Origin of the sequence: Streptomyces sedi (genome assembly GCF_006335015.1) — a bacterium.
GTDB classification, from domain to species: domain Bacteria; phylum Actinomycetota; class Actinomycetes; order Streptomycetales; family Streptomycetaceae; genus Streptomyces; species Streptomyces sedi.
The window spans coordinates 99,285-122,830 of record NZ_VDGT01000016.1 but is presented as its reverse complement, the minus strand read 5'-3'; the positions used below and the strand labels follow the sequence as shown (position 1 = coordinate 122,830).

At 73.8% G+C, this 23,546-nt stretch carries 26 protein-coding genes; 16 read left to right on the top strand and 10 right to left on the bottom strand.

Features of this window, described 5'->3' with window-relative positions:
* Positions 1-465: 465 nt before the first annotated feature.
* The gene (locus FH715_RS29350) at positions 466-2,169 is read right to left on the bottom strand and encodes a serine/threonine-protein kinase (RefSeq protein ID WP_281290764.1); all 1,704 of its coding nucleotides are present in this window, start codon (positions 2,167-2,169) and stop codon (positions 466-468) included.
* 145 nt (positions 2,170-2,314) lie between these two features.
* Positions 2,315-2,884 (bottom strand): GNAT family N-acetyltransferase, encoded by a 570-nt coding sequence (locus tag FH715_RS20365; RefSeq protein ID WP_139647415.1) that lies wholly within the window; start codon positions 2,882-2,884, stop codon positions 2,315-2,317.
* Between the two features lie 297 nt (positions 2,885-3,181).
* Here FH715_RS20365 and FH715_RS20360 point away from each other — a divergent pair, with 297 nt between their 5' ends.
* A complete protein-coding gene (locus FH715_RS20360; protein ID WP_139647413.1) occupies positions 3,182-3,478 on the top strand; it encodes a hypothetical protein in 297 nt (98 codons plus the stop codon).
* A gap of 211 nt (positions 3,479-3,689) precedes the next feature.
* Here FH715_RS20360 and FH715_RS20355 read toward each other — a convergent pair whose 3' ends face one another.
* A complete protein-coding gene (locus FH715_RS20355) occupies positions 3,690-4,043 on the bottom strand; it encodes a nuclear transport factor 2 family protein (RefSeq protein WP_139647411.1) in 354 nt (117 codons plus the stop codon).
* A 114-nt stretch (positions 4,044-4,157) separates the two neighbouring features.
* Between FH715_RS20355 and FH715_RS20350 the strand changes: the two genes are divergently transcribed.
* From FH715_RS20350 to FH715_RS20315, 8 genes are all read left to right on the top strand, one after another.
* Positions 4,158-4,937, top strand: a complete 780-nt coding sequence (locus tag FH715_RS20350) for a helix-turn-helix domain-containing protein (protein WP_139647409.1) — start codon at positions 4,158-4,160, stop codon at positions 4,935-4,937.
* Between the two features lie 99 nt (positions 4,938-5,036).
* Positions 5,037-5,654, top strand: a complete 618-nt coding sequence (locus tag FH715_RS20345; RefSeq protein ID WP_246108860.1) for a GNAT family N-acetyltransferase — start codon at positions 5,037-5,039, stop codon at positions 5,652-5,654.
* A gap of 130 nt (positions 5,655-5,784) precedes the next feature.
* Positions 5,785-6,615: a HipA family kinase gene (locus FH715_RS20340; protein WP_139647407.1), complete on the top strand. Its 831-nt coding sequence runs from the start codon at positions 5,785-5,787 to the stop codon at positions 6,613-6,615.
* The gene (locus FH715_RS20335; RefSeq protein ID WP_139647405.1) at positions 6,612-7,013 is read left to right on the top strand and encodes a DUF3037 domain-containing protein; all 402 of its coding nucleotides are present in this window, start codon (positions 6,612-6,614) and stop codon (positions 7,011-7,013) included. Before FH715_RS20340 ends, FH715_RS20335 begins: the two co-directional genes overlap by 4 nt.
* A gap of 121 nt (positions 7,014-7,134) precedes the next feature.
* The gene (gene fabG, locus FH715_RS20330) at positions 7,135-7,896 is read left to right on the top strand and encodes a 3-oxoacyl-ACP reductase FabG (RefSeq protein WP_139647403.1); all 762 of its coding nucleotides are present in this window, start codon (positions 7,135-7,137) and stop codon (positions 7,894-7,896) included.
* Positions 7,889-8,680, top strand: coding sequence for an SDR family oxidoreductase (locus tag FH715_RS20325; protein WP_425472756.1), 792 nt, complete (start codon positions 7,889-7,891; stop codon positions 8,678-8,680). Before fabG ends, FH715_RS20325 begins: the two co-directional genes overlap by 8 nt.
* 107 nt (positions 8,681-8,787) lie before the next feature.
* Positions 8,788-9,489 carry a uracil-DNA glycosylase gene (gene ung, locus FH715_RS20320; RefSeq protein WP_139647399.1) on the top strand — a complete coding sequence of 234 codons (702 nt, stop codon included), beginning with the start codon at positions 8,788-8,790 and terminating at the stop codon, positions 9,487-9,489.
* A 148-nt stretch (positions 9,490-9,637) separates the two neighbouring features.
* Positions 9,638-10,540 carry a Gfo/Idh/MocA family protein gene (locus FH715_RS20315; protein WP_139647397.1) on the top strand — a complete coding sequence of 301 codons (903 nt, stop codon included), beginning with the start codon at positions 9,638-9,640 and terminating at the stop codon, positions 10,538-10,540.
* 54 nt (positions 10,541-10,594) lie between these two features.
* Here the strand turns inward: FH715_RS20315 and FH715_RS20310 are convergent, their stop codons facing one another.
* Entirely contained in the window at positions 10,595-11,515 is a 921-nt protein-coding gene (locus tag FH715_RS20310; protein WP_139647395.1) for an undecaprenyl-diphosphate phosphatase, read from the bottom strand.
* 328 nt (positions 11,516-11,843) lie between these two features.
* On the opposite strand from FH715_RS20310, the gene FH715_RS20305 reads away from it, so the two are divergent.
* Complete coding sequence (locus FH715_RS20305; RefSeq protein WP_139647393.1) at positions 11,844-12,707, top strand: spermidine synthase; 864 nt, start codon at positions 11,844-11,846, stop codon at positions 12,705-12,707.
* A gap of 160 nt (positions 12,708-12,867) precedes the next feature.
* Here FH715_RS20305 and FH715_RS28325 read toward each other — a convergent pair whose 3' ends face one another.
* The gene (locus FH715_RS28325) at positions 12,868-13,998 is read right to left on the bottom strand and encodes a DUF8017 domain-containing protein (RefSeq protein WP_170184777.1); all 1,131 of its coding nucleotides are present in this window, start codon (positions 13,996-13,998) and stop codon (positions 12,868-12,870) included.
* 170 nt (positions 13,999-14,168) lie between these two features.
* Between FH715_RS28325 and FH715_RS20295 the strand changes: the two genes are divergently transcribed.
* Positions 14,169-14,609 carry a DUF4442 domain-containing protein gene (locus FH715_RS20295; protein WP_139647467.1) on the top strand — a complete coding sequence of 147 codons (441 nt, stop codon included), beginning with the start codon at positions 14,169-14,171 and terminating at the stop codon, positions 14,607-14,609.
* A gap of 78 nt (positions 14,610-14,687) precedes the next feature.
* Here FH715_RS20295 and FH715_RS20290 read toward each other — a convergent pair whose 3' ends face one another.
* Positions 14,688-15,551, bottom strand: coding sequence for an EamA family transporter (locus FH715_RS20290; RefSeq protein WP_139647391.1), 864 nt, complete (start codon positions 15,549-15,551; stop codon positions 14,688-14,690).
* Positions 15,552-15,801: 250 nt separating this feature from the next.
* On the opposite strand from FH715_RS20290, the gene FH715_RS20285 reads away from it, so the two are divergent.
* The 3 genes from FH715_RS20285 to FH715_RS20275 all read left to right on the top strand — a co-directional run bounded on the left by FH715_RS20285 (position 15,802) and on the right by FH715_RS20275 (position 17,978).
* Positions 15,802-16,374, top strand: a complete 573-nt coding sequence (locus tag FH715_RS20285; protein WP_139647389.1) for a helix-turn-helix domain-containing protein — start codon at positions 15,802-15,804, stop codon at positions 16,372-16,374.
* A 43-nt stretch (positions 16,375-16,417) separates the two neighbouring features.
* A complete protein-coding gene (locus tag FH715_RS20280; RefSeq protein WP_139647387.1) occupies positions 16,418-16,981 on the top strand; it encodes a YbaK/EbsC family protein in 564 nt (187 codons plus the stop codon).
* Between the two features lie 145 nt (positions 16,982-17,126).
* Complete coding sequence (locus FH715_RS20275; protein ID WP_139647386.1) at positions 17,127-17,978, top strand: siderophore-interacting protein; 852 nt, start codon at positions 17,127-17,129, stop codon at positions 17,976-17,978.
* Positions 17,979-18,008: 30 nt separating this feature from the next.
* Here FH715_RS20275 and FH715_RS20270 read toward each other — a convergent pair whose 3' ends face one another.
* The 3 genes from FH715_RS20270 to FH715_RS20260 form a co-directional block, all read right to left on the bottom strand.
* Positions 18,009-19,109: a pyridoxal-phosphate dependent enzyme gene (locus FH715_RS20270; protein ID WP_139647384.1), complete on the bottom strand. Its 1,101-nt coding sequence runs from the start codon at positions 19,107-19,109 to the stop codon at positions 18,009-18,011.
* Positions 19,110-19,217: 108 nt separating this feature from the next.
* The gene (locus FH715_RS20265; protein ID WP_139647382.1) at positions 19,218-19,763 is read right to left on the bottom strand and encodes a sigma-70 family RNA polymerase sigma factor; all 546 of its coding nucleotides are present in this window, start codon (positions 19,761-19,763) and stop codon (positions 19,218-19,220) included.
* A 328-nt stretch (positions 19,764-20,091) separates the two neighbouring features.
* Entirely contained in the window at positions 20,092-20,739 is a 648-nt protein-coding gene (locus tag FH715_RS20260) for a hypothetical protein (RefSeq protein ID WP_139647380.1), read from the bottom strand.
* 440 nt (positions 20,740-21,179) lie between these two features.
* Here FH715_RS20260 and FH715_RS20255 point away from each other — a divergent pair, with 440 nt between their 5' ends.
* The gene (locus FH715_RS20255) at positions 21,180-21,962 is read left to right on the top strand and encodes a class I SAM-dependent methyltransferase (RefSeq protein WP_139647378.1); all 783 of its coding nucleotides are present in this window, start codon (positions 21,180-21,182) and stop codon (positions 21,960-21,962) included.
* Positions 21,959-23,167: an ATP-grasp domain-containing protein gene (locus tag FH715_RS20250; RefSeq protein WP_139647376.1), complete on the top strand. Its 1,209-nt coding sequence runs from the start codon at positions 21,959-21,961 to the stop codon at positions 23,165-23,167. Before FH715_RS20255 ends, FH715_RS20250 begins: the two co-directional genes overlap by 4 nt.
* Here FH715_RS20250 and FH715_RS20245 read toward each other — a convergent pair.
* On the bottom strand, positions 23,145-23,537 hold the full coding sequence (locus FH715_RS20245) for a hypothetical protein (protein WP_139647373.1): 393 nt from the start codon (positions 23,535-23,537) through the stop codon (positions 23,145-23,147). The genes FH715_RS20250 and FH715_RS20245 overlap by 23 nt on opposite strands.
* Positions 23,538-23,546 lie beyond the last annotated feature (9 nt).

The following is a 23,546-nucleotide window of genomic DNA, read 5'->3' as shown; positions in this document are numbered from 1 at the left end:
AGTCCTCGGACGTGAAAGGGAATAGCGGGGACCGGTGGGAAATCCGTTGCGAAAGGTGCGGGTGAGGCGCCGTCGCTACGGTGGAATGCGGCCCGGGGTCGTGCGGTCGCGGTCGCATCGCCTCTGCTCGCCGCGGGCCCGGCCGTCGAGCGGCCCCGCGAAGATCGCGAGGGGCGCGCGCGGACGTGTCATCCGGCCGCGGCACCGTTCCGGCGGACCAGAACACCCACCGCCCGCGTCGCGGCAGACCGAGGCGGCGGGCCCCGCCGTTGAGCGCGAGACCGGCACGCGACGCGACTCCGCCGAAGGATGCCGCCAGCCGCGACAGACACTGGCGCGGTCTCGCGATCCGCCACGACGAGAACCGCGACCGCATCTCCTCGCCCTTTCCTCGCCGCACTTCCCCTCGCGGTCATGTTCATCCGGTCCGCGTGGGGAGTCCCGCGAAGATCCAAACGAGACGGCCTAGTCCAGGAGAGGAGGCGGAAAGTCCGCGCAGCCGCTGTAATCGGCTGTGGTGGAGAGGGGCGTGTCGGAGGGGTAGAGGGTGGCCTCGACGGAGTAGGTCAGAAAACAGTCGTCGGTCGGATAGGCGTACTCAAGGGCGATGAATGCGCTCGGTCCGGCCAGGTCGTCGGAGATCCGGACGTCCTGGAAGGCGCCGTCCACATACCAGTCCACGACGACCCAGGAGTCCGCGTCGACGCCGTCCACCCCGATCTCGGCGTATCCCACCTCGCAGGCGCAGGAGTCGTCGTAGAGCGTGACGAAACTGAGGATCTCGATGCTGGCCGAGGTGTTGTCCGGGGCGTCGTGCGTGTCCCCGGTGGGAGGCGGCTCCTCGACCGCCTCCTCCGTGGTGGGGTCGGGTTCGGGCTCCGGTTCCGGCTCCGGTTCGGGCAGGGTGGGCTCGTCCGCGGCGGAGGGTTCCGGGTCCGGCGTCCGGGGCGTGCGCGAGGAGGACGTCCGCTGGTCGCCAGGCGCGGCGTCGTCGGCGTGCTCGTCGTCGGAGCCGCCGCCGCTGGAGAGGACAGCGATCAGGACGACGGCCAGCGCCGCGGCGGCCACGGTGCCCACGGCCGCGAGGGTGGCTCGGCGGGCGCCGTTGCCGGGGCCGCCCGGCCGGGGGGCCGGCCGGTGCGGCGGGGCGGTGGTGAGCGGCCCGGGGACCGGCGCGGACATGATCCGCGGCGGAACGAGCGGCGGCAGAGCGGGTGCCGGCGTGGCCGGCGGGCCCGGGGTGACCAGGTGGGTGGGGAGCCAGCCGTCGCCGGGGAGGTGGTCCGCCAGGCCCATCGTCCCGGCCAGCTCCCGGCAGGACTCGACGAGGGAGGCCGGGTCCGGGCGGTCGTCGGCGTCCTTGGCCAGGCAGGCGCCGAGCAGGTCGCGCAACTCGGGCGGGCAGCCGGCCAGATCGGGTTCCTCGTTGATGATCCGGTAGAGGAGCGCGGGGGTGGCACCCTCGCCGAACGGGTGGCTGCCGGCGGCGGCGAACGCGGCGGTCAGGCCCAGCGCGAACACGTCCACCGCAGCCGTCACCGAGCCGTGGCCCACGATCTGTTCCGGCGCCATGAACGCCGGGGTGCCGACGCGGGACTCGGCGCTGGTCAGCGAGGTGGCGTCGGCGGCCCGCGCGATGCCGAAGTCGATGACGGCCGGCCCGTCGGCGGCCAGCAGCACATTGCCCGGCTTGAGGTCGCGGTGGACGACCTCGGCCGCGTGGATGGTCGCCAACGCGTCGGCGACCGCGGCGATCAGCTGGACCACCGCGTCCGGCGGCAGCGGACCGTGCGAGGCCACAGCCGCCAGCAACGAGGGGCCCGGCACGTACTCCGTGGCCAGCCAGGGCACGGCGGCGTCGGTGTCGCTGGCGACGAGCGGGACCAGGAACCGGCCGTGCACCCGCCGGGCCGCCTTGACCTCGTGCTCGAACCGCCGCCGGAAGAGCGGGTCCTCGGCGAGCTGGGTGTGCACCAGCTTGAGCGCGACCGGGCGGCCGTCCGGGGCGGTGGAGAGGTAGACGGTGCCCATGCCGCCGGTACCGAGGCGGCCGTGGAGGACGTGGCCGGCGACCTCGCGCGGGTCCTGCGGCTGGAGCGGCCGGACCTGGTCGTCGGGCGTCGGACCGGACGTTGGGTCGGGCGTCGGACCGGCCCCTGGTTCCGTCACGCGGGTGTCCCCCTCACTGCGTGGTCGGCGGTGGGCGCCACCGGGTGGGGGTCATCGTAGGCGACAGCGTGCGTCCACGGACGTGGACGGAAGTCCCGGTGGCGCCAGCGGACCGATGGCGCCAGCGGACCGAGGTGATGCCTCGTCACAGGGGCAGGGTGAAGCGGCGGCAGACGTGGACGCGTGAGAACTCCGCCCTCAACCGCTCTTCCTCTTCGAGGTCGGCGTGCAGAAAGGCGGCCATCGGCCTCAGCCCCGGGAGCCGGCTTCGCACGGCTCGGTCCGCCTCGCCGGGCTCGGTGTAGTGGTGCGCGTAGACGTGCAGGTAGTGGCTGCTCTCGGTGAAGCCCATGGCTCGATACCAGCGCAGGGTGTCGGGGTGGTCCCGCGTCCAGGCGTCGAGCGCGTTCAGGCCCAGGGCGCGGGCGCGGGCCCGGGCCTCCGCGAGGAGGGCCCGGCCGTGTCCTCGGTGCTGGTGGTCGGGGTGGACGGCGACCGTGTCGATGGTGGCCAGGCCGTCGTCGACGGTGACGTCCATGGCGCCGAGCACGGCCCCGGAATCGTCCGTGGCGACCAGCTCGAAGCCTGGCGGGGGAATCTGGGGCTTCGTCTGATCAACGTCGTCGAAGTAGGGGGTGTCGAGGAAGGAGAGCACCCGGCAGCGGAGCCATGAGGTCTCGTCCGCGGGGGTGTAGTCACGGATGACACGGGTCACGTTCGTGGTCCTCGTTCGTCGTGGTGTGCAACGGCGCGTGGTCACGAGTCGGCCGGGTCATGGTCGCCAGCGTAGGCGCGAACTCGCGGGCTCACACGTGGGTTTCGCCGCGTTCGCCACAGCAGAGGGAGCGTCGAGTCGGTGGCCCGCCGGCACCGTTGGGAGGGCCATGAGCCGGACCAGCGTGTTTGCCGGTTGCGCACGGCGGCGGTGAAAACGCACCGAGGAACGGGGCATCCCGGTGCACGTCCGGGGCCTCCGCGTCCGTCGAGTCGCCAGCCGCCTCTGCGGGCGGGTGTGCGGACCCCCGAGGTTCCGCACGTCTCGGAAGCGCTGCTGGCGCTGCGGCGCCAGTGGGCCCAGCGCGACGGCGAGTTCTTCCGGCGGTGGGGCTCCATGGTGGCCGCGTTGCACACTTCGACGGTGAGTGATCGGTTCGGCGGGGAGAGGCACGGCTGGCGCGACCGGACGTGTCTGCTCTTCCCGCGCGAACTGCTCAGCACGCTCGCCCACGACGATGACGTCCGGGGCCTCCGCGGCCGTCCGGGAGGCCATCCACCCCTACTGGACCCCCTACTGGCGGGGGCGTCCTGATGAGGGAACGCCTGCGGAATCCTGTCGGGGAACTCCGGCATCACGATGCCGCCGTCCCAGGTTCCTCATGCCCGACGAGCTGCCCGCCGTGCACGAGGTGGCGGGCCGCCGTGCAGTGCCAACGTGGGCTCGATCCGCTCGACGTACTCCGCGTTTTCCCGGCCGGCCTCGGCGTCCTTCAGGTAAGCGATCGCCTACGCGCGAGGCGCCGTCATGCCGGCACCTTGTCCAGGAAGCCGTGCACGTCCTGGATCCGGCCCGACTCGTCCAGCACCAGCACGTCGAATCCGATCACCAGCGGCTCGGCTCCCTCCGGGCCCAGGCCCCAGCGGAAACGCACCAGGCGATGGTGGGCGTCGGCCTCACCGACCTCGGTGAACACGAATCCGGGAAACCGCGCCCGGACGCCGTCGACGACCGCCGTGATCCCCTCGTGGCCAGAGACCTCCGCCAGCGGATCGGTGTAGGTCGCCTGGGGCGACCAGTGCTTGGAGAGCAACGTCGCCCGCTCGTCGCCGGTCGCGTTCCAGGTGGCCAGGTACTGCTGAACGACAGCCTTCGTCATCGTTTTCTCCCGTTCATCTCGCTCGGATGCCAGCATCCTGGCCCGGGCCCGGTCGGCAGATCCATGACTTCACAGGTCATGGCCACCCGGATACGGACCCTTAGACTCGTGGGCATGAGCGTCGCGGTCGAAGTCCTGCCGGTCGGCACGCTGTTGCGGACCTGGCGAGAACGACGCCGGTTCAGCCAGCAGGAGCTGTCCAACCGGTCGCGGGTCTCCACCCGGCACCTGAGCCGGGTGGAGACCGGCAAGGCGCACCCGACGCCAGAGATGCTCATGCGTCTCTCCGACAACCTGGATGTGCCGCTGCGGGATCGCAACCGGCTCCTGTTGGCCGCCGGCTACGCACCGCGCTACCAGGATCGCGCATGGGACGACGCGTCGATCGCGGTGGTGATGGACGGTCTGCGCCGGCTCCTCGACGCCCATCTGCCGTACCCCGCACTCCTGTTGGACGATCACTGGGACATCGTCGACGCCAACGCCGCCGTTGATCAGCTGCTGACCGGTTGTGCGCCGGAGTTGCTGGAGCCGCCGATCAACGTGGTCCGGGTCTGCCTCCATCCGGACGGGCTGGCCCGCAGGATCGGCAACCTCGCGGAGTGGGGCAGCCATCTGCGGCAGCAGGTGGGTCACCGTGCCGAGCGCACCCATGATCAGCGCCACCACGAGCTTGCCACGGAAATCGCCGGATACCTCGGCGAACCCGATGTCTCGACTCCCCTCTCGGGGCCGGTGGTCACTCTCGAAATCGATGTCGACGGCGACCCGCTCCGTTTCTTCAGCACCTCCGCCACCCTCAGCACCGCCTCCGATGCCGCCTTGGAGGGGCTGCATCTGGAGACGTTCCTGCCGGCCGACCACGAGACCCGACGCCGGTTCGACCAGCGGTAGACCTCGCGGAGTCGGCGCGCGTTCGGGTCCGCGTCCGCGCGTCACGAAAGCAGGTCCGTTTCGCAGGGGTTCGCTCGTGCGACACGGCGAAGGACGCCGGTGACGTGGCGGAAAGAGTCGAGGCTGGTGAGCGACGACTACGAGCGCGTGGAGGCGCTCGCCTGCTCGATGCTGGGGAGGGCTCGACCCCACGCGCATAGCGCGGGCCCGTTCGCGGGCAGGATGGGCGCCATGGTGGAGATCAACTTCCTGACCGAGTCCGACCGTACCCGCTGGGAAGATCTGGCCCGCGGGAAAGACGCCTACTTCGATGTCGAACGCGGCGACGAGAGCTACGAACGGACCTGGCGACGGCTGCTCGACGACGAGCGGATACGCGGGATCGCCGCCCGACTGGACGGCAGGATCATCGGCATCGCGCACTACCTGTTCCATGCCAGCGTCTGGTACTCCGGGAAGTGCTATCTGGCGGACCTGTTCGTGGACGCGGAAGTCAGGAGGCAGGGCGTCGCGACGGCGATGATCGACTGGGTGGCCCGGGATGCCAAGGAGCACGGCACCCCCAGCCTTTACTGGAACACGCTGGAAGACGCCCCGGCCCGCGCGCTCTACGACAAGGTGGGCACGTTCCACGAGGGGTTCATCCTCTACACCTACCGGCGCGGCACCAACCAGTCTCCACCCAGCCCTGAGGGCCTCCCCGCGCTCCGACGGTGACGACAACCCGACCGGACAAACCCGAAACTCCCCGGATACTCCCCAGCGCCGTTCACGCGCCCCCGCGCCCGAAGACGCCCCGAACGCCCGCCGTGGATCGCGAGGTCGCGGCGGCGTATAGCCTTGCGACATGCTCCCCGAAGTCCTCGCCACCCGCTATGTCACCCCGCTGCGGGAGGGCGGATCGCTGCCAGGCATCGTCGAGGCGGACGATCTGGGTACCTATGTCATGAAGTTCACCGGTGCCGGTCAGGGCCCCAAGTCGCTGGTGGCGGAGGTGGTCTGCGGCGGGCTGGCGCGGCGGCTCGGGTTGCGGGTGCCGGAGTTGGCCGTGATCGGGCTCGACCCGGTGATCGGCCTGGCCGAGCCCGACCAGGAGGTGCAGGAGCTGCTGAAGGCCAGCGCCGGGCCCAACCTGGGGATGGACTACCTGCCGGGCTCGATCGGTTTCGACCCGTTGGCCTACCGCGTGGACCCGGTCGAGGCGGGCCGGGTGGTGTGGTTCGACGCGCTGGTCAACAACGTGGACCGCTCCTGGCGCAACCCGAACCTGCTGGTCTGGCACGGCGACCTGTGGCTGATCGACCATGGCGCCGCGCTGATCTGGCACCACAACTGGCCGTCGGCCGCCGCCTCCGCCGCCCGTTCCTTCGCCGCCGCCGACCACGCGCTGGCGCCGTTCGCGCCCGATGTGGCGGCTGCCGACGCGGAGTTGGCGCCGCTGGTGACGGCCGAGCTGCTCGACGAGGTGCTGGCGGAGGTGCCCGACGCCTGGTTGGGGCCCGAGCCCGGCCTGGAGGAGCCCGCCGCGCTGCGGGCCGCCTACCGCGAGACGTTGCTGGGTCGCGCGTCCACCGTCGGCGCGCGCGTCGAGTTGGGTGCCAGGACCGAACGTCGGGGCTCCGGCGCCCCCGGCTGGCTCACCGGCCGGCCCGAGACCACCCGAGGAGCCACCCGATGACGCGGGCCCCCGAGGCGCCGGCGCGCGCCGTCTTCGAGTACGCGCTGCTGCGCGTGGTGCCCCGCGTCGAGCGCGGCGAGGCGATCAACGCGGGCGTGCTGCTCTACTCGCGCCCCCGTTCCTTCCTGGCCGCCCGCACCCATCTGGACACCGCGCGGCTGCTGGCGCTGGACCCGACGGCGGACGTCGAGGGCGTGCGGGCCGCGCTGCACGCCGTGGAACGGGTGTGCGACGGGGGGCCGGGCGCGGGCGCCGCGGCGGGTGACGAGGCCGGGCGCAGGTTCCGCTGGCTGATCGCACCGCGCAGCACGGTCGTCCAACCCGGGCCGGTTCACACCGGTTTGACCGCCGACCCCGAGGGCGAGCTGGAGCGCCTTCTGGCGGTTCTCGTGCGCTGAGGGCGGTGAGGTGGGGGCGGCGGGGTTCCGCGCTGTCAGTCCCGGATGGTAGTTACTACACGGTAGTAGCTTCCCGTGTCCGAAGGGGACGCGTCACTCGACGGCGAGGAGATGCAGAGCAATGACCACCACCGAGCAGCGCGTGGCGCTGGTGACGGGGGCGGCCCGGGGGATCGGCGCCGCCACCGCCGTCCGGCTGGCAGCCGACGGACACCGGGTCGCCGTGCTGGACCTGACGGAGGAGGCCGGGGCGGAGACCGTCGCCGCCGTCGAGGCGGCCGGGGGCAGCGCCCTGGCGGTCGGCTGCGACGTCTCGGACGCGGACGCGGTGCGCTCCGCCGTCGACCGGGTCGCCGAGCGGCTCGGCCCCCCGCGGATCCTGGTGAACAACGCGGGTGTCCTGCGGGACAACCTGCTGTTCAAGATGAGCGAGGCCGACTGGGACACCGTGCTCGGCGTGCATCTGCGCGGCGCGTTCCTCGTCTCCCGGGCCTGTCAGCAGCACATGGTCGACGGCGGGTTCGGCCGGATCGTCAACCTCTCGTCCAGTTCGGCGCTGGGCAACAGGGGGCAGGCCAACTACGCGGCGGCCAAGGCCGGGCTCCAGGGCTTCACCAAGACGCTCGCCATCGAGCTGGGCAAGTTCGGCGTCACGGTCAACGCGGTGGCGCCCGGCTTCATCGCCACCGACATGACGGCCGCCACCGCCGACCGGGTCGGCGTCCCTTTCGAGGACTTCCAGCAGGCCGCGGCGGACCGCATCCCGGTGCGCCGGGTCGGGCGACCGGAGGACATCGCGCACGCCATCTCGTTCTTCACCAGTGACGCCGCCGGTTTCGTCTCCGGTCAGGTGCTCTATGTCGCCGGAGGCCCCCTTGACTGACCACGAGCCGAACGACGAGCGGCACGGACCGGGCACCGACCGCGCGGAGGCGCCCGTCGCCCTGGTCAGCGGCGGCACGCGGGGCATCGGGTTCGGTGTCGCCCGGGCGTTGATCGCCCGGGGGGACCGGGTCTGCGTCACCGGGCGGGACCGGGAGCGGCTGGCGGAGGCGGTCGCCGAGCTGGGCCCGCGGGCGATGGGCGTCGCGGGCAAGGCGCATGACCCCGCCCACCAGAAGGAGGCGATCGAGCAAGTCCTCGAATCCTGGGGCCGGATCGACCACCTGGTCAACAACGCGGGCAGCAACCCGGCGTTCTGCCAGCTCACCGACGTCGAGCCGGCGCTGCTGGCGAAGATATTCGAGATCAACGTGCTCTCCGCCTTCGGCTTCGCCCGCGGCGTCTGGGAGGCGTGGCAGCGCGAGCACGGCGGCACGATCGTCAACGTCTCCTCGATCGCCGGGCTCGGCGCCACCCCGCTGATCGGCGGTTACGGCATGACCAAGGCCGCGATGATCAACATGACGCAGCAGCTCGCGCAGGAGATGGCCCCCCAGGTCCGGGTCAACGTGGTGGCGCCGGCCGTCGTCAAGACCCGGTTCGCCAGCCCGCTCTACGAGGGCAACGAGGAGGCGGTCTCCTCCGTCTACCCGCTGAAGCGGCTGGGCGTGCCCGAGGACGTGGCCGCCGCCGTCGCGTTCCTCACCTCGGCGGGGGCGGGCTGGATCACGGGGGAGACCCTGGTGCTCGACGGGGGCGTCCGGCTCAACGCCAACCTGGGCTGAGCCGGCGACACGCGGTACCGGCCGGGACTGTCAGTGCCGGCCGGTACGTTGTGGGACACACCGCGCCGCACCGGCGGCGCGGTCAACTCACCGCGTGATCTCGGAGGTTGACGGACGTGATCGACAAGCTGCCCGACTCCTGGCAGAAGGTGCTGGGCGAGGAGCTGGACCAGCCCTACTTCAAGGAGCTGACCGCGTTCGTCGAGGAGCAGCGGGCCGCGGGGCCCGTCTTCCCGCCGGAGGACGAGGTCTTCGCGGCGCTGGACGCGACACCCTTCGAGGACGTCAAGGTTCTCGTCCTCGGCCAGGACCCGTACCACGGCGCGGGGCAGGGCCACGGCCTGTGCTTCTCCGTCCGGCCCGGCGTCCGCGTCCCGCCCTCCCTGCGGAACATCTACAAGGAGATGCACGCCGAGCTGGGCCTGCCCATCCCGGACAACGGCTATCTGATGCCCTGGGCGCGGCAGGGCGTGCTGCTGCTGAACGCGGTGCTCACCGTCCGCGCCGGCGAGGCCAACTCGCACAAGGGACAGGGGTGGGAGCGGTTCACGGACGCGGTGATCCGCGCCGTCTCCGACCGGCCCGACCCGGCGGTCTTCGTGCTGTGGGGCGCCTACGCCCGCAAGAAGCTGCCGCTGATCGACACCGAGCGGCACGTCGTGGTCGAGGGCGCCCACCCTTCGCCGCTGTCGGCGAAGAAGTTCTTCGGCTCCCGCCCGTTCACCCGGATCAACGAGGCGATCGCCGCCCAGGGCCACTCCCCGGTGGACTGGCGGATCCCCGACCTCGCGCCCGGCCTGCCGGGCTGACCCGGCCGCGGGCCGTCCCGTCCGCGGGCCAGCGGAACGGGGCGGTCCGACGGGGTGTTCGAGGTCCGTGCGGGCACGCGTATGCTGCCGATCCCGTGTCCACCGCCCGGGCGCGGGCCACCGCACACCTACACCGAGGAGCATTGCCGTGAAGGTCGGCGTGATCGGGCTCGGGGACATCGCCCACAAGGCATATTTGCCGGTACTCAGCACGCGCCCCGGGATCAGCCTCCACCTGCACACCCGTTCGGCCGACACCCTGGAGCGGGTCGGCGCGGCCCACCGGCTTCCTCCCGACGCGCTCCACCGCGAGCTGGGCTCGCTGCTGTCCGCCGGCCTCGACGCGGCCTTCGTCCACACGCCCACCGCCACCCATCCCGAGATCGTCACCCGGCTGCTCACCGCGGGGATAGCCACCTATGTCGACAAACCGCTGGCCGACGAGGCGTCGGAGGCCAGGCGGCTGGTCGAGCTCGCCGACACCCTCGGCGTCTCCCTCGCCGTCGGCTTCAACCGCCGTTTCGCGCCCGCCTACGCCCAGTGCCTGGAGGGCCCACGTGACCTGATCGTCCTCCAGAAGCACCGCAGGGGGCTGCCCGAGGACCCCCGCCGGATGGTTTTCGACGACTTCATCCACGTGGTCGACACCCTGCGTTTCCTCGCCCCCGCCACCGTCGACCAGGTGCGGGTGAGCGCACGGGTCGTCGAGGGGCTGCTGCACCACGTCGTGCTGCACCTGTCGGGGGACGGCTTCTCCGCCGTCGGCACGATGAACCATCTCTCCGGATCGTCCGAGGAGGTGCTGGAGGTCTCGGGACAGGACACCAAGCGCGAGGTCCGCAACCTCGCCGAGGTCATCGACCACCGGGGCCAGCCCAGCGTCCGCCGCCGGGGCGACTGGGTCCCGGTGGCCAGGCAGCGCGGCATCGAGCAGGCCGTGCACGCGTTCCTCGACGCGGTGCGCACCGGCCACACGCTGGACGCGCAGGACGCGCTGCGCACCCACGAGCTGTGCGAGCGGGTGGTGCGGGCGGCGCGGGGGGAGGACTGAGCCCCGGCGGGGGCGTGCGCACCTCGCCGGGGGCCGCCGCGCCCCCGCGCCCGCCTACCAGCCGGCGGCCTGCTCGCCGGTCGTCACCTCGGCCGGGGTCTCGAAGTCCTCACCCGCGTGCGGCTCCACCACGCCGAACCAGATCAGGACCAGCAGCACCAGCCCCACCCCGATCCGGTACCAGACGAACGGCATGAAGCTGCGGGTGGTGATCCACCTCATGAACCACGCGATGATCGCGTAGCCCACGAGGAACGCGATCAGCGTCGCCAGGATCGTCGGCCCCCACGAGACATGGGTGTCCTCGCCGCCGATCTTCGTCAGCTCGTACCCGCCCGACGCCAGCACCGCGGGGATGGCCAGCAGGAACGAGTAGCGGGCAGCCGCCTCCCTGCGGTACCCGAGGAAGAGACCGCCGGTGATGGTGGCGCCCGAGCGGGAGACCCCCGGCACCAGCGCCATGGCCTGCGCGAAGCCGAAGAGCAGACCGTCCCTGACGGTCAACTGCTCCAGGTCCTTGCGCTGTCTGACGGCCCGGTGCCGCCCGCCGACGCTGTCACGGGAGGCCATCCGGTCGGCGACGCCGAGGATGATGCCGAGCACGATCAGGTTGACCGCGATCAGCCGCAGGTCGCGGAACGGCCCCTCGATCGCCTCCTGGAGCGTCAGCCCCAGCACCCCGATCGGGAGGGAGCCGATGATCACCAGCCAGCCCATCCGCGCGTCCGGGTCGGCCCGCGCCGAACGGTCGGTCAGCGAGCGGAGCCAGGCCCGTGTCACCCGCGCGATGTCCTTGCGGAAGTAGATCAGCACCGCCACTTCGGTGCCGATCTGGCAGACGGCGGTGAACGCGGCACCCGGGTCCTCGAAACCGCCCGCCACGGCGGCCAGTCGCAGGTGCGCGCTGGAGGAGACGGGCAGAAACTCCGTCAGCCCCTGGACCAGCCCGAGAATGATTGATTCGAACCACGACATGAACGGTGCGCGTATCCCAGGAAGAGGCCGACGCGGGAGGTCGACGAGGCGACGGGGGGAAAGGGGTGGCCGACGAGCGGCGTGAGGCTTGGTCGACGGTGGGTGGTCAACGATGCGAGCGAGGTCACTCTAGGCGAGCGTCGCAACAATCGGTGAACACCGCGTGTCCCACGTCTGGCGTACCAGAGAAGCGTTCCCACCCTCGGTCCGGCACCCGACACCCTACGGTCGGTGTTCCCCCGCGCGGGCCCGCCGCGCCGTGGCGCGCGCCGGCGCGAGACCGCCCCCGGCGTGCGCCGCCCGGGCGTGCCGGGGGCAGAATGCCGGGGTGGAAACGCCCCCGCCGCCCCCCGAGGCGCTCCCCGTGGTGCGGCCCGTCGACCTCGGCACCGCACGGCTGCTGCCGGACGTGGACCGGCCGGCGGCCTGGCTGCTGACCGTGGACGACGCCCCGCAGTCCTATGTGGACCTGCGGGACCCCGGCCATCTGGAGTTCGAGTACCTCCGCCGGCTCGGGCACGTCGTCGACGCCGCCGCCCCCGCCGGCGCGCCGCTGCGCGTGCTGCACCTGGGCGGCGGGGCGCTGACCCTGCCTCGCTACGTGGCCGCCACGCGCCCCGGCTCGGCGCAGCGCGCCGTCGAGGGCGACGCGCGGCTGGCCGCGCTGGTCGCCGAACGCCTGCCGCCGCCGCCCGACTCCGGCATCGCCCTCACCGTGGCCGACGCCCGCGCCGCCGTCGAGGCCGCGCCGCCGGGCGACGTCGACCTGCTGGTCGCCGACGTCTTCGGCGGCTCCCGGGTGCCCGCGCAGGTCACCACGCTCGGTTACGCCGCCGCGGCGGCCCGCGCCCTGCGCCCCGGCGGCCTCTACGCCGCCAACCTGGCCGACGCCGCGCCCTTTGCGTTTCTCCGTTCCCAACTGGCCACGCTGGGCGCGCACTTCGACGAGCTGTGTGTGCTGGCCGAGCCCGCCGTGCTGCGCGGGCGCCGGTTCGGCAACGTGGTCGTCGTCGCCTCCGACGCCCCGCTTCCCCTCGACGCCCTGGCCCGCCGGGCCGCCGCCGACCCGTTCCCCGCCCGGCTGGTCGCCGAAGGCGAGCTGACCCGACTGGTCGGCGACGCGCGCCCGGTGGACGAGGCGTCCGCGGCGCCCTCCCCGACACCGCCGGCCGGCGCCTTCCGCGTCGGCTGACGCCGCACGGCGCCGCCGCGCTCACCCCCCGGCGCGGAGGCCGCCGAGCCGCCCGCGCCGAGGGGCAACGTCGTCGACTACCGCCGAGCCGGAACGGAACGGGACGGGCGGGTCGTCCGTGCGACGACTCCGCCCGTCCCGTGGGGAAGGCCCTGCGCGATCAGCTCTGTTCGGCGGGCACCGGGTAGGGACGCAGGCTGCTGATGATCTGCTCGATCGTCTCGTCGGGCAGCTCGTCCTCGACGTTGGAGTCCGCGAGCAGCGTCCAGGTCGCCATGTCGTTGTTGAGGTCGAGGTAGGAGATGGTGGTCACCTTGCCGTCGGAGTGGCCGCAGACGTCCTCCTCGTCCTCCGGCACGTCGGTGATGGTGGCGCGCACGATGTGGCCGGAGATCCCGTGGTCGTTCTCGAACTCCTCGGGCTCGGTCGACTCGAAGGTGCCCTGCTGCTCCTGGTCGTAGCCGCCCAGCGCCCAGTTCCGCGCCTCGATCTCGGCGGCCTCGGCCGTGCTGGTCGCGCCCTGGGCGCCCTTGGTGCCGGCCATGGCCCGGCTCCTGTTGCCGTCGGCCTCGGGGCAGTAGTCGCTCCTGTAGAGCGCCACACCGAACATCGCGGCGATCACGTCGCCCTCCTCGGCCTCCTCGCGGTTGTCCTGGAACGCGATGGACGTGCTCTCGGGGCTGACCTCCCAGTCGTCCGGTGGAACGTCGAACGCGAGGTGCCGGTTCTCCAGCGTCTGCACCTGCCAGTCGGGTTCGACGACCGGATCGGGCCGTTGGAGCACGCCGCGCCGCGGGTCGTCCGGGTCGGCCGGCCGCTCCTCGGTCTCCTCCTCGTCTCCGCCGCCGTCCTCCGACTCGCCGTCGGCGTCCCGGTTCTCGCCCGCCTCGGTCGAGTCGTCGTCCCCGCCCATCAGCACCACGCCGGTCACGGCCGCGCCGGCGACCACGGCGACGGCGACGATGACACCGATCGCGATCCGCAACTTCCGCTTGTCCCCGTCGTCTCCCGACGGCGGGGCCGGGGGCGGCGGCAACGTGGGCGGCCCCTGCTGCTGCCAACCCCCTGGCGCGCCGCCCTGCGGCGGGGGCGGCGGCGCGCCCTGCGGGGCGCCCGGATATCCGTATCCTCCCGGCTGCGCCCCGGGCTGGGGCCCCGGTCCCTGCTGCTGCCAGCCCCCACCGGCTGTCGGCTGCTGATACGGGTTGGGCTGCTGGTACCCCGGCTGCTGGTAGGGGTTGGACCACTCCCTGCCCGGCTCGGCCCCCGGCTGCTGTTCTCCTGGCCTCATGAGGCGCAACCCTAATGGGCGAGCGTGCCAGGACCGTGACTTCGTCACCGTATTGCGACGGACCTGCGACGAAAGGCCCCCGGGGCGGGGCGTGTCGGGGCGTCGGCTCCGCGTCGGGGAGGGAGGACAGGGTCGTTACCCGCTGGTAACGTAAGGGTATGACTGACCCGATGAACGTCGGCGAGCAGCTCGCCGCGACCGTGCCCATGGTCCGCACCCTCCAGTTGGAGTTCGTGCGGACCGATCCGGAGTGCGCCGTGCTGCGCCTGCCGGACCAGCCGGCCTTCCACAACCACGTGGGCGGGCCGCACGCCGGCGCGATGTTCACCCTGGGGGAGTCCGCGAGCGGCGCGATCGCGCTGGCCGCGTTCGGGGACCAGCTGACCCGCGCGCTGCCGCTGCCGGTGCGGGCGGAGACGGCCTACCGCAAGGTCGCCACCGGCGAGATCACGGCGACCGCGACGTTGGGGCGCCCGGTCGCCGACGTGGTGGCCGAGCTGGACGCGGGGCAGCGGCCGGAGTTCCCCGTCGAGGTGGAGATCACCCGCCCCGACGGCGAGGTCGCCGGCACGATGACGGTCGTCTGGACGCTGAAGCCGCACCGCGCCTGACCCCGCCCCGGTCCCGCCGCGGCCGGCGACGGCCCCGCCGGTCCGCGCGGGGCGGGCGGCCCCGCCCCCGGCGAGGGCTCAGCTGACCGCCAGCAGCAGCGTTCCCGCCAGGGCCAGTCCCGCCCCGGCCGCCTGCGCCGCGAGCAGCCGTTCGCGCAGCACCCCGCGCGCGGCCAGCGCCGTCACCACCGGGTAGAGCGAGGCCAGCACGACCGCGACCGTCACCGGTCCGATCCGCGCCGCCAGCGCGTACGTGCCGTTGGCCGCCACGTCCGCCAGGCCGACGAAGGCCAGCGAGGGCAGCGCCGCCACCAGCAGCTCCCGGCCGCCCTCGGGCAGCACGGGCGCCCCGCGCCTGGCCGCCGCCCAGAGCGCGGCGCCGCCGGTCAGCACGTTGCACAGCCGCTGCACGAAGAGTGCCAGGAACAGACCGGTGACCGTCGTGGACGCCTCGGCGATCAACGCCAGCACCGCGCCGAGCCCGAGCGCCGCGCCGGCCGTGTAGAGCAGCGTCCGCCTCGGCACGCCGCCCCCGCCGCCGAGCGTCAGGCCACCGGCCAGCAGCACCCCGACCAGTGCGACGGCCATCCCGGTGTACTGCGCGGGACCGGGGCGCTCGCCGAGGACCAGCGCCAGGCCCACCGGCACCGCCAGCGCGGTGGCGGTCAGCGGCGAGACCACGCCCATCGGGCCGAGCGCCAGCGCCCGGTAGAAGAGAAGCATCGCCAACGGGCCGATCACCCCGGCCGCCACCGCGCACCACAGCCGTTCGCCGGCCTCGCTCCACGCCCCGGTGGCCACCACGACCGCGCCCAGCACCACGGTGGCGAGCGTCTGCGAGGCCACCACCACGGTCAACGCGGGCAGCCTGCGGGTGAGCAGCCCGCCGCCGAAGTCGGCGAGTCCCCAGAGCAGGCTGGTGACCAGGGCAAGGGCGACCATCGTTACCTCGCAAGTACAGTGTCCGGGCGCCACGGCGCCGCCGTCCCCGAACCGCCCCCGGGCGGGGCGGAACGGTCGGGAGGCGGGCGGCCGTGGCAGGGGTGAGAGGCGGCGCGGTGGGCCGAAAAGTCCGGGATACTCGACGCGCGCGTCTAAAATAGTACACCTGTGGCGTGCGCGGGGCGTCATCCCGTCGCGCCCCCGCGCCCTTGCCTCCTCGATTCCTCCGACCCGCGGGAGCGTTCCTTCGGTGACCGACCTCGACCAGCTGACCCAGTCCCTCGCGGAGAACCTGCGCCGGCTGCGCGCCGAGCGCGGGCTGACCCTGGAGGCGCTGGCCGCCAGGGCCGGGATCAGCCGCAGCATGTTGATCCAGATCGAGCAGGCCAGGACCAACCCCAGCGTCGGCACCGTGGTCAAGGTCGGCGACGCGCTCGGCGTCAGCGTCACGACCCTGCTGGACGCGCGGGCGCGGCCCAGCGTGCGCCTCTTCCCGCCGGACCGGGCGGTGCGGCTGTGGCACACCGAGGCCGGCAGCCACTCCACGCTGCTGGCCGGCACCGAGGCGCCCGGCCCGCTGGAGCTGTGGCACTACCGGCTGGAGCCGGGGGAAGGGCATGTGGCCGACGCGCACCCGGCGGGCACCACCGAGCTGATCCATGTGACGGCGGGGGAGTTGACCCTCGACCTCGACGGCGAGGAGTGCCCGGTGCCGGCGGGTACGTCGGCCGTCTTCGCCTCGCACGTGCCGCACGGCTACCACAACCGGGGCGCGGCGCCCGTGGAGTTGATGATGGCGGTGACGGTGCCCGCGCCCAGGTGAGGGGCTGCGGGGCGCGGGGCGCGGCCCTGCTACGGTGCCCGCCATGCGCGCTCCCATCGGTGACTTCGACGAGGCGATCCCGCTGACCGGCGCCCTCGACCTCCTTCCCGCCCCCGTCGCCGAGGCGGCGCGCGGATGGCGCGGAACGGTGCCGGTCGAGCGGCTGCTCTATGTGGACAGCGACCCGGAGAAGGCGGACACCGCCGTCTTCGTCGCGACCTACGGCGAGGACCTCGCCGAGGCGTCGGCGAACTGCGTGGTCGTCGCCGGCCGGCGCGGCGGGGAGACCACCCTGGCCGCCGCCCTCGTCCCCGCCGCCACCCGGCTCGACGTCAACGGCGCGGTCCGCCGCCATCTGGGCGTGCGCAAGGCGTCGTTCGCCCCGCACGAGACCGCGGTGCGCGAGACCGGCATGGAGTACGGCGGCATCACCCCGTTCGGGCTGCCCGCCGGCTGGCCGGTGCTGGTGGACGCGGCCGTGGTCGCCATGGACCACGTGCTGGTCGGCAGCGGCGCCCGGCGGGGCAAGCTGATCGTGCCCGGCGCCGCGCTCGCTGAGCTGCCGGGCGTCGAGGTGCTGGAGGGGCTCGGGCGTCGACCGGAGTGAACGGGCGCGCGGGGCGTCGCCGACCGCCCGTCGGGGTACCCGGGACCCCGGGACCGGGGCGAGGTTAGGTTAACCTAACCTTCAGTGCGGTGATCCTTCCGCGACCACCGCGCGCCCTCCGCACCGATCAGCCAGGAGTTCGCCCGTGAGCGACCGACCCGCCCGCCAGGGAAGCCAGACCCACCGCGCCCAGGTGGTGCACAAGGAACGCCTCACCCCGCACATGATCCGGGTGGTCTTCGGCGGGGACGGGCTCGCCGGGTTCGCCACGAGCGGGTGCACCGACCACTACGTCAAGCTGGTCTTCCCGCTGCCCGGGGTGAGCTACCCCGAGCCGTTCGACATCGCGGAGATCCGGGCCTCGCTGCCGCGCGCCGACTGGCCGAAGACCCGCACCTACACCGTCGCCGGTTGGGACCCCGAGGCGCTGCGGCTGACGGTCGACTTCGTCCACCACGGCGACCAGGGCCTGGCCGGCCCCTGGGCCGACGCGGCCAGCCCCGGCGACGAGCTGTATCTGCTGGGCCCCGGCGGCGGCTACGCGCCCGAGGCCGAGTCGGACTGGCACCTGCTGGCCGGCGACGAGGCGGCGCTGCCCGCCATCGCCGCCGCGCTCGCCGCGCTGCCCGCCGGGGCCAGGGCGCTGGCCTTCGTCGAGGTCGAGGGGCCGGCGGAGGAGCAGAAGCTCGACTACCCCGAGGGTCCGATCGACCTGCTGTGGCTGCACCGCGAGGGGCGCCCGGTCGGCGAGGCGCTGGTGGAGGCGGTGACCTCGGTGGCGTTCCCGCCGGGCGTTCCGCAGCTCTTCCTGCACGGCGAGGCGCACGCCGTCAAGGCGCTCCGCCACCATCTGCGGCACGAGCGGGGGCTGGGCCGCGAGCGGATGAAGTCCGTCTCCGGCTACTGGCGCCGGGGCGCGGACGAGGACGGCTGGCAGTCGGGCAAGGCCGAGTGGAACAAGCGGGTCGAGGCGGAACAGGAGTCCGACGCCGCCTGACGTCCGTGCGCGCCTCCCTCGGCCCGCCCGTCAGGCGTCGCCGCCCGGCGCCGGGCGGCGGCCCCACTCCATGGTGGACCAGGGCGGCCTCAGGTCCGCCAACTCCGTGATCTGGTGCGGTTTGAGCGTCCTGGCCTCCGGTGCCTCGCGGTGGCGGGCGAAGGCGCGCTCCGCGTAGCGGTGGCCGGTGTCCGCGCCGATCACCAGGTGGGTGCGCTCCGGCCGGCGCGCCGACTCCCACAGCGCCGCGAGATGCGCGGCGCCCGTGGAGAGCCCGGCGAAGACGGCGTGCGCGCGCACCAGCCCCACCGCCCCGGCCACCGCGTGCCGGAAGTCGACCCAGTGCAGCGCGTCGTAGAGCTGGTGGCGCACGTTGCCGAACGGGATCGCGCTGCCGATGCCGGCGATGATCGCCTCCGGGTCCTGGAAGCGTTCGCTGCCGAACGTGACGCTGCCGAACGGCTGCACGCCCACCAGCCGCACGTCCAGGCCGCGTTGCCGCAGCGGAACCACCAGCCCGCCGGTGGACGAGCCGGTGCCGACGGAGCCGACGACCGTCAGCTCCCGCTCCGGCAGCGCGGCGGCCACCAGCTCGGCGAACTCCCGGTAGCCCGCGTAGTGCACCGCGTCGTGGTACTGGCGCATCCAGTGGGTGTCGGGCCGCGCGGCGACCAGCTCGCGGACCCGCTCCACCCGGCGGTTCTGGTCCAGCCGCAGGTCGTCGGAGGGCGGCATCTGGTCGATGGTGGCGCCCAGGATCTCCAACTGCACCCGCGTGGTGAGGTCGACGGTGGTGGAGGCGACGATGTGGCAGCGCAGCCCGTGGCGGTGGCAGGCCATCGCCAGCGCCAGCGCGTAGATCCCGCTGGAGCTGTCGACCAGCGTCTGGCCGGGCCGGATCACCCCGCGCTCCAGCAGGGTCCGCACCGCGCCCAGGGCGGCGTAGACCTTCAGGGTCTCGAAGCGCGCCAGCACGACCCCGGGGCCGAGTCGCACCAGGTCGGGCGCCTTGATCGCGTCGGTGATGTGCGCGTGGACCAACGGGCGGGCCGCGCCCGGCCGTTCGGTCGCCGGCGGCGTCCCGACCGCGGGCGTGACGGGCGGGGTGCTCGCTTCGGGGGACGTGGGCATGGCATCGCCACCTCGGCTCGTGGGGAGTCTCGCGGTCTCGCGGGGTGTCGTGCGGCAACGGGCGGGGGCGGCGCCCGGCACGGGTGCGCGGGCGCCGCCCCCGCGCGGTCACTCGGGCGCCCGGCCGTCCTCGGCGAGCGTCAGTTGGGTCAGCAGCGTCTGGCGGGCCCGCGCCACCCGGGAGCGCACGGTGCCCACCGGGCAGCCGCTGGCCTCGGCGACCTCGGCGTAGGGCATCCCGGCGATCTGGGTGAGCCGGAACGCCCGCGCCCGGTCGGAGGGGAGCCGGGCCAGCAGCTCGTCGAGCACCACCCGTTCCTCGAACCCGGGCACGTGGCCGCGCTGTTCACGTTCCACGGTGGTCAGCCAGTCCGCCGTCGCCGCCAGCGGCGGGCGGGAACGCTCGTAGCGCACCCGGTCCACGGCGGTTCTGCGGGCGATCGACAGCAGCCAGGTGCGGGCCGAGGAGCGGCCCTCGAACGAGGGCAGGGCGCGCAGCGCGCGCAGCAGCGTCTCCTGCACCAGGTCCTCGGCGCCCTGCGGGTCGCCGCTGACCCGGGTCAGATAGCGCAGCAGATCGTCGCGGACGGCGGCGAAGAAGAGCTCGACCGCCCGCCGGTCCCCGCCGCGCGCGGCCAGCGCCCAGCGGGTCACGGTCGTCTCGTCCGCCCGCGCCGGATCGCGGCGCTCGGCCGGCGCCGCGCCGTCGGCGCGGGGTGCGGGCCGCCGGGGGGCGGCGGGGCGCCCCGGGAGGCGCGGCTGCCTCGAAGGGGCTGAGGGCGCGGGGGACTTGGGGGAACGGGGGGCGTGCGGGCCCTCGCGGCGGGACGCCGGGCGTCCGGCCGTCGGGGGCTCGGCGGTGAGAGACACGCCAGGGAATGACGTCACGGTCCTGTCGCCTTTCACGGGATCCGCGTCGCCGGCGCGCGGCGAACGCGGTGAGGAAGGCCGGGACCCACCGAAGGGCAGGACGGGGCTGTGCTCAGACGGGGCGTGCCCGGCCGTGGCGCGCTGCGTTCGACCGGCGGAGCGCCGCCGGGAACGCGGGGCGCGCGGGAGGGCCGCGCGAGCCGAGGGGGCGCGGGCAGGCCAGCGGCGCCAGCGGCCCCTCCCGTGTCGGGCCGAGCCCGGCGGGTGCGGCGGGGCCCGGCGGGCGGGCGGGACGCGGCGGCGGGCCGAGCACCCGGTGGGCGGCCCAGCGCAGCAGGGCGAAGAGGGCACGTTCCCCGCGCCACAGCCACACCGCGCTGACCAGCGCCATCACGACGTGCCCCACCGTCATCGCCCAGGAGCCGTCGAGCAGTCCGTGGCCGGAGTCGACGGCGGGGGCGAGGTGGCCGCCGGGCGCCGCGTGGCCGGCGTGCGGGGCGGGGGACAGCCGCGCCGCGTTGACGGCGTGGCCCAGCGAGAACGCGCCGTGCAGCAGAAGTTGGGTGCCCAGCGTGGCGGCGATGACCGCGACCGGGCCGCGTTCCCGCTCGGTGAACGACCAGACGCCGATCCAGATCCCGGCCCAGACCACGGGCAGCAGCCGCCAGGAGACGCTGTCGCCCGAGGTGGCCGTGTGGCTGGAGATGGCGAGGACCACGCAGAGCGCCGAGAAAACGGCTGCCCTCGTGGCGCGCAACATCCGGCCGGCTTCCATGACATGGCCATGGTGGCATCGAGTGGGGCGGGTGACGATATGCGCGACGAGGATTTCGTTTCCGGAAACACGGAAGCGGAACGCCGGGAACTTCCCGCCCGTTTCTCCCGACCTCTCAGGTGAAACACCGCCGCGCCCACCGGAGCCCGGCCACCCGCACCCGCCCTCACCAGCGGTTCGGCTCGCGTCGGCCACGTGCCTCCGGCTCCGCCCGCGCTCCGCGCGAGGGAAAAGTCCGGGCCGTCATCTGGGCTCAACCGTAAAGGATTTCTGTGCGATTATCCCTGCGGTGGTGGGCGTGCATTCCGTTGACCGTGGGTACGATCCGGCTCGCCACGCCCCGGCCGCCGCCGTCCCGCACCACCGTCCCGCCGCACGCGGGCGCGACGTGCCCGCCCGCCCCCTGGGAAGCGAGGTTCCCCGCCATGCACTGGTACGAGGACGACGACTTCTGGGTGGACTTCGCCGACGTCATGTTCTCCGACCGACGCCGCGCGGAGATCGCCCGACTCGTCGCCGAGTCACCCCTGTTCGACCATCCGCCCGGCACCCGGGTGCTCGACCTGGCCTGCGGGCCCGCCCTCTACGCGGTCCCGCTGGCCCGCGCCGGCTGCCGCGTCACCGGCGTCGACCTCAGCGCCCCCATGCTGGAACGCGCCCGCACCGCCTGCGAGGCCGCCGGCGTCGACGTCCGACTGGTGCGCGGCGACATGCTCACCCATGTCGAGCCGGAGAGCTACGACGAGGCGATCAACGTCTTCACCTCCTTCGGGTACTTCGACGACCGCGAGGACAACCTGACGGTGCTGCGCAACGCCCGTGCCTCGCTGCGCCCCGGCGGGCGGATGCTGGTCGACGTGATGGGCAGGGAGGTCGTCGCCGGCTGGATCGGCCGCCCCCAGGTGGTGGAGCTGCCGGACGCCTACGTGATCCAACGCGACACCGTGCTCGACGAGTGGACCCGCCTGCGCACCGACTGGACCATGGTGCGCGGCGAGCACGCCAGGGAGGTCTCGATCACCTCCTATCTCTACGGCGCGAGCGAGCTGCGCGCACTCTTCGACGAGGCGGGCTTCGTTGATGTCGAGGTCTACGGGGACTTCGACCGTTCCCCCTACGACCAGCGGGCCCGACGCCTGATCGTGCGGGGCACCCGGCCCCCGGGCCCGCCCGCGCGGGCCGTGACGGAAGGAGGGGGCGGCGCATGACCATCGCGGCCCTGGAGGCACTCAGCTTCGGACTGGCCAGGACCGTGCGGGCGGCCCGGGCCGCCGGGCACCGGCTGGCCCTCCTCACCGGCGACCGGGCGATCTACCGCCACGAGCTGGACCAACTCCCGCCCGACGCGCTGGACGTCGTCGACGTCGACACCCACGACCTCGACGCCTCCCGCGCCGCGCTGCGCGCGCTGCCCGACCTGGCGGGGCTGATCAACTCCACCGACGGCTGGAGCGTGCCCGCCGCCGACCTCGCCGCCGAACTCGGCCTGCCTGGGCCGGAACCGTCCGCCGTCCGCCGCCTCCGCGACAAGCTGGCCGTGCGGCGGCTGCTCCACGAACGGGGCCTGGGCCCGGCCGCGATGCCCGTCGACGCGGGGACGACGGCCGAGGAGGTGCGCGCCTCGGTCGGCCTGCCCGCCGTGCTCAAGGACTCCGCCGGCACCTCCTCCCGCAACGTCTGGCTCGCCCGCGACCCCGCCGAGCTGGCCTCGGCCCTGGGGGCGGCAGGGGAGGCGGCGCTGCGCGGCCGGCTCCTCGCCGAGCCGTATCTGACCGGCCCGCTCTACAGCGCCGAGACCGTCAGCTTCGAGGGCCACACCCGGCTGCTGGGCGTCTTCAGCCGCCAGCTGTCACCGCAGCCACTGGTGCGGGAGGAGAGCGCGTCCTTCCCCGTGGCGCTGCCCGCGCCCGAGGCGGCGGCGCTGGAACGCTGGGTCGCCGCGCTGCTGCCCGCCGCCGGCCATCTGTCGGGCTTCGCCCACGTGGAGTTCGTCCTCACCGCCAAGGGGCCGGAGCTGGTCGAGATCAACCGCCGCGTCGGGGGCGCCCTGGTGGGCGAGGCACTCTGCCGGGCGCTCGGCGTGAACATCTACGACGCGCTGATCGACACCACCCTCGGCCGCCGCCCCGCCCTCCTCGAAGGCCCCGAACCCACCGGCCCCGCCAGCGCGTTCGTCCTCGTCTACCCCGACCGCACCGGCGTGCTCACCGGCTGGGCCGGACTCGAAGGGCTCGCCGCCCACCCCGGCTCGCCCGAGTGGTACCCGACGATGGCGCCGGGCGACCGCGTCGCGCACCTCACGGACCAGCGCGGATGCAGCGGCATCCTGCTGGCCGAGGGCCCCACCGCCGAACTCGCCCTGCACCGGGCGCTGAGCGCGGCGGGCGCGATCACCCCTCTACTCGAAGGATGACCGGCCGCCGGCGGCCATCCGCGGCCTGGGCTATGACGCGCCGCAGCGTGGCCGGCGCGTAGCGGTTCCCCTCCGCCGGGGGCGCGTCGCCCGGGCACTGGTGCACGCGGTGCGGGTACGGGGCCAGCAGGTCGAGCACCGCGCTCAGCACCTCGCCGACCTCCCGCTGGTCCTTGCGGAACAGCACGACGTCGACCAGCGGTTGGCCCCGCGCCACGCGCCGGCGCACCTCGTAGACGCCCAGGCGCAGCAGCCGGTGGAGCGCCATCAGCACGACCGCCGGCAGCGGCCCGCCAGCGATGACGACGGCGCGCACCTCGTGCGCACGGGCCCGGCCCTCGCGGTGTGCTTCCGTTTCGCGCGCCCCCATGCCGGCCTC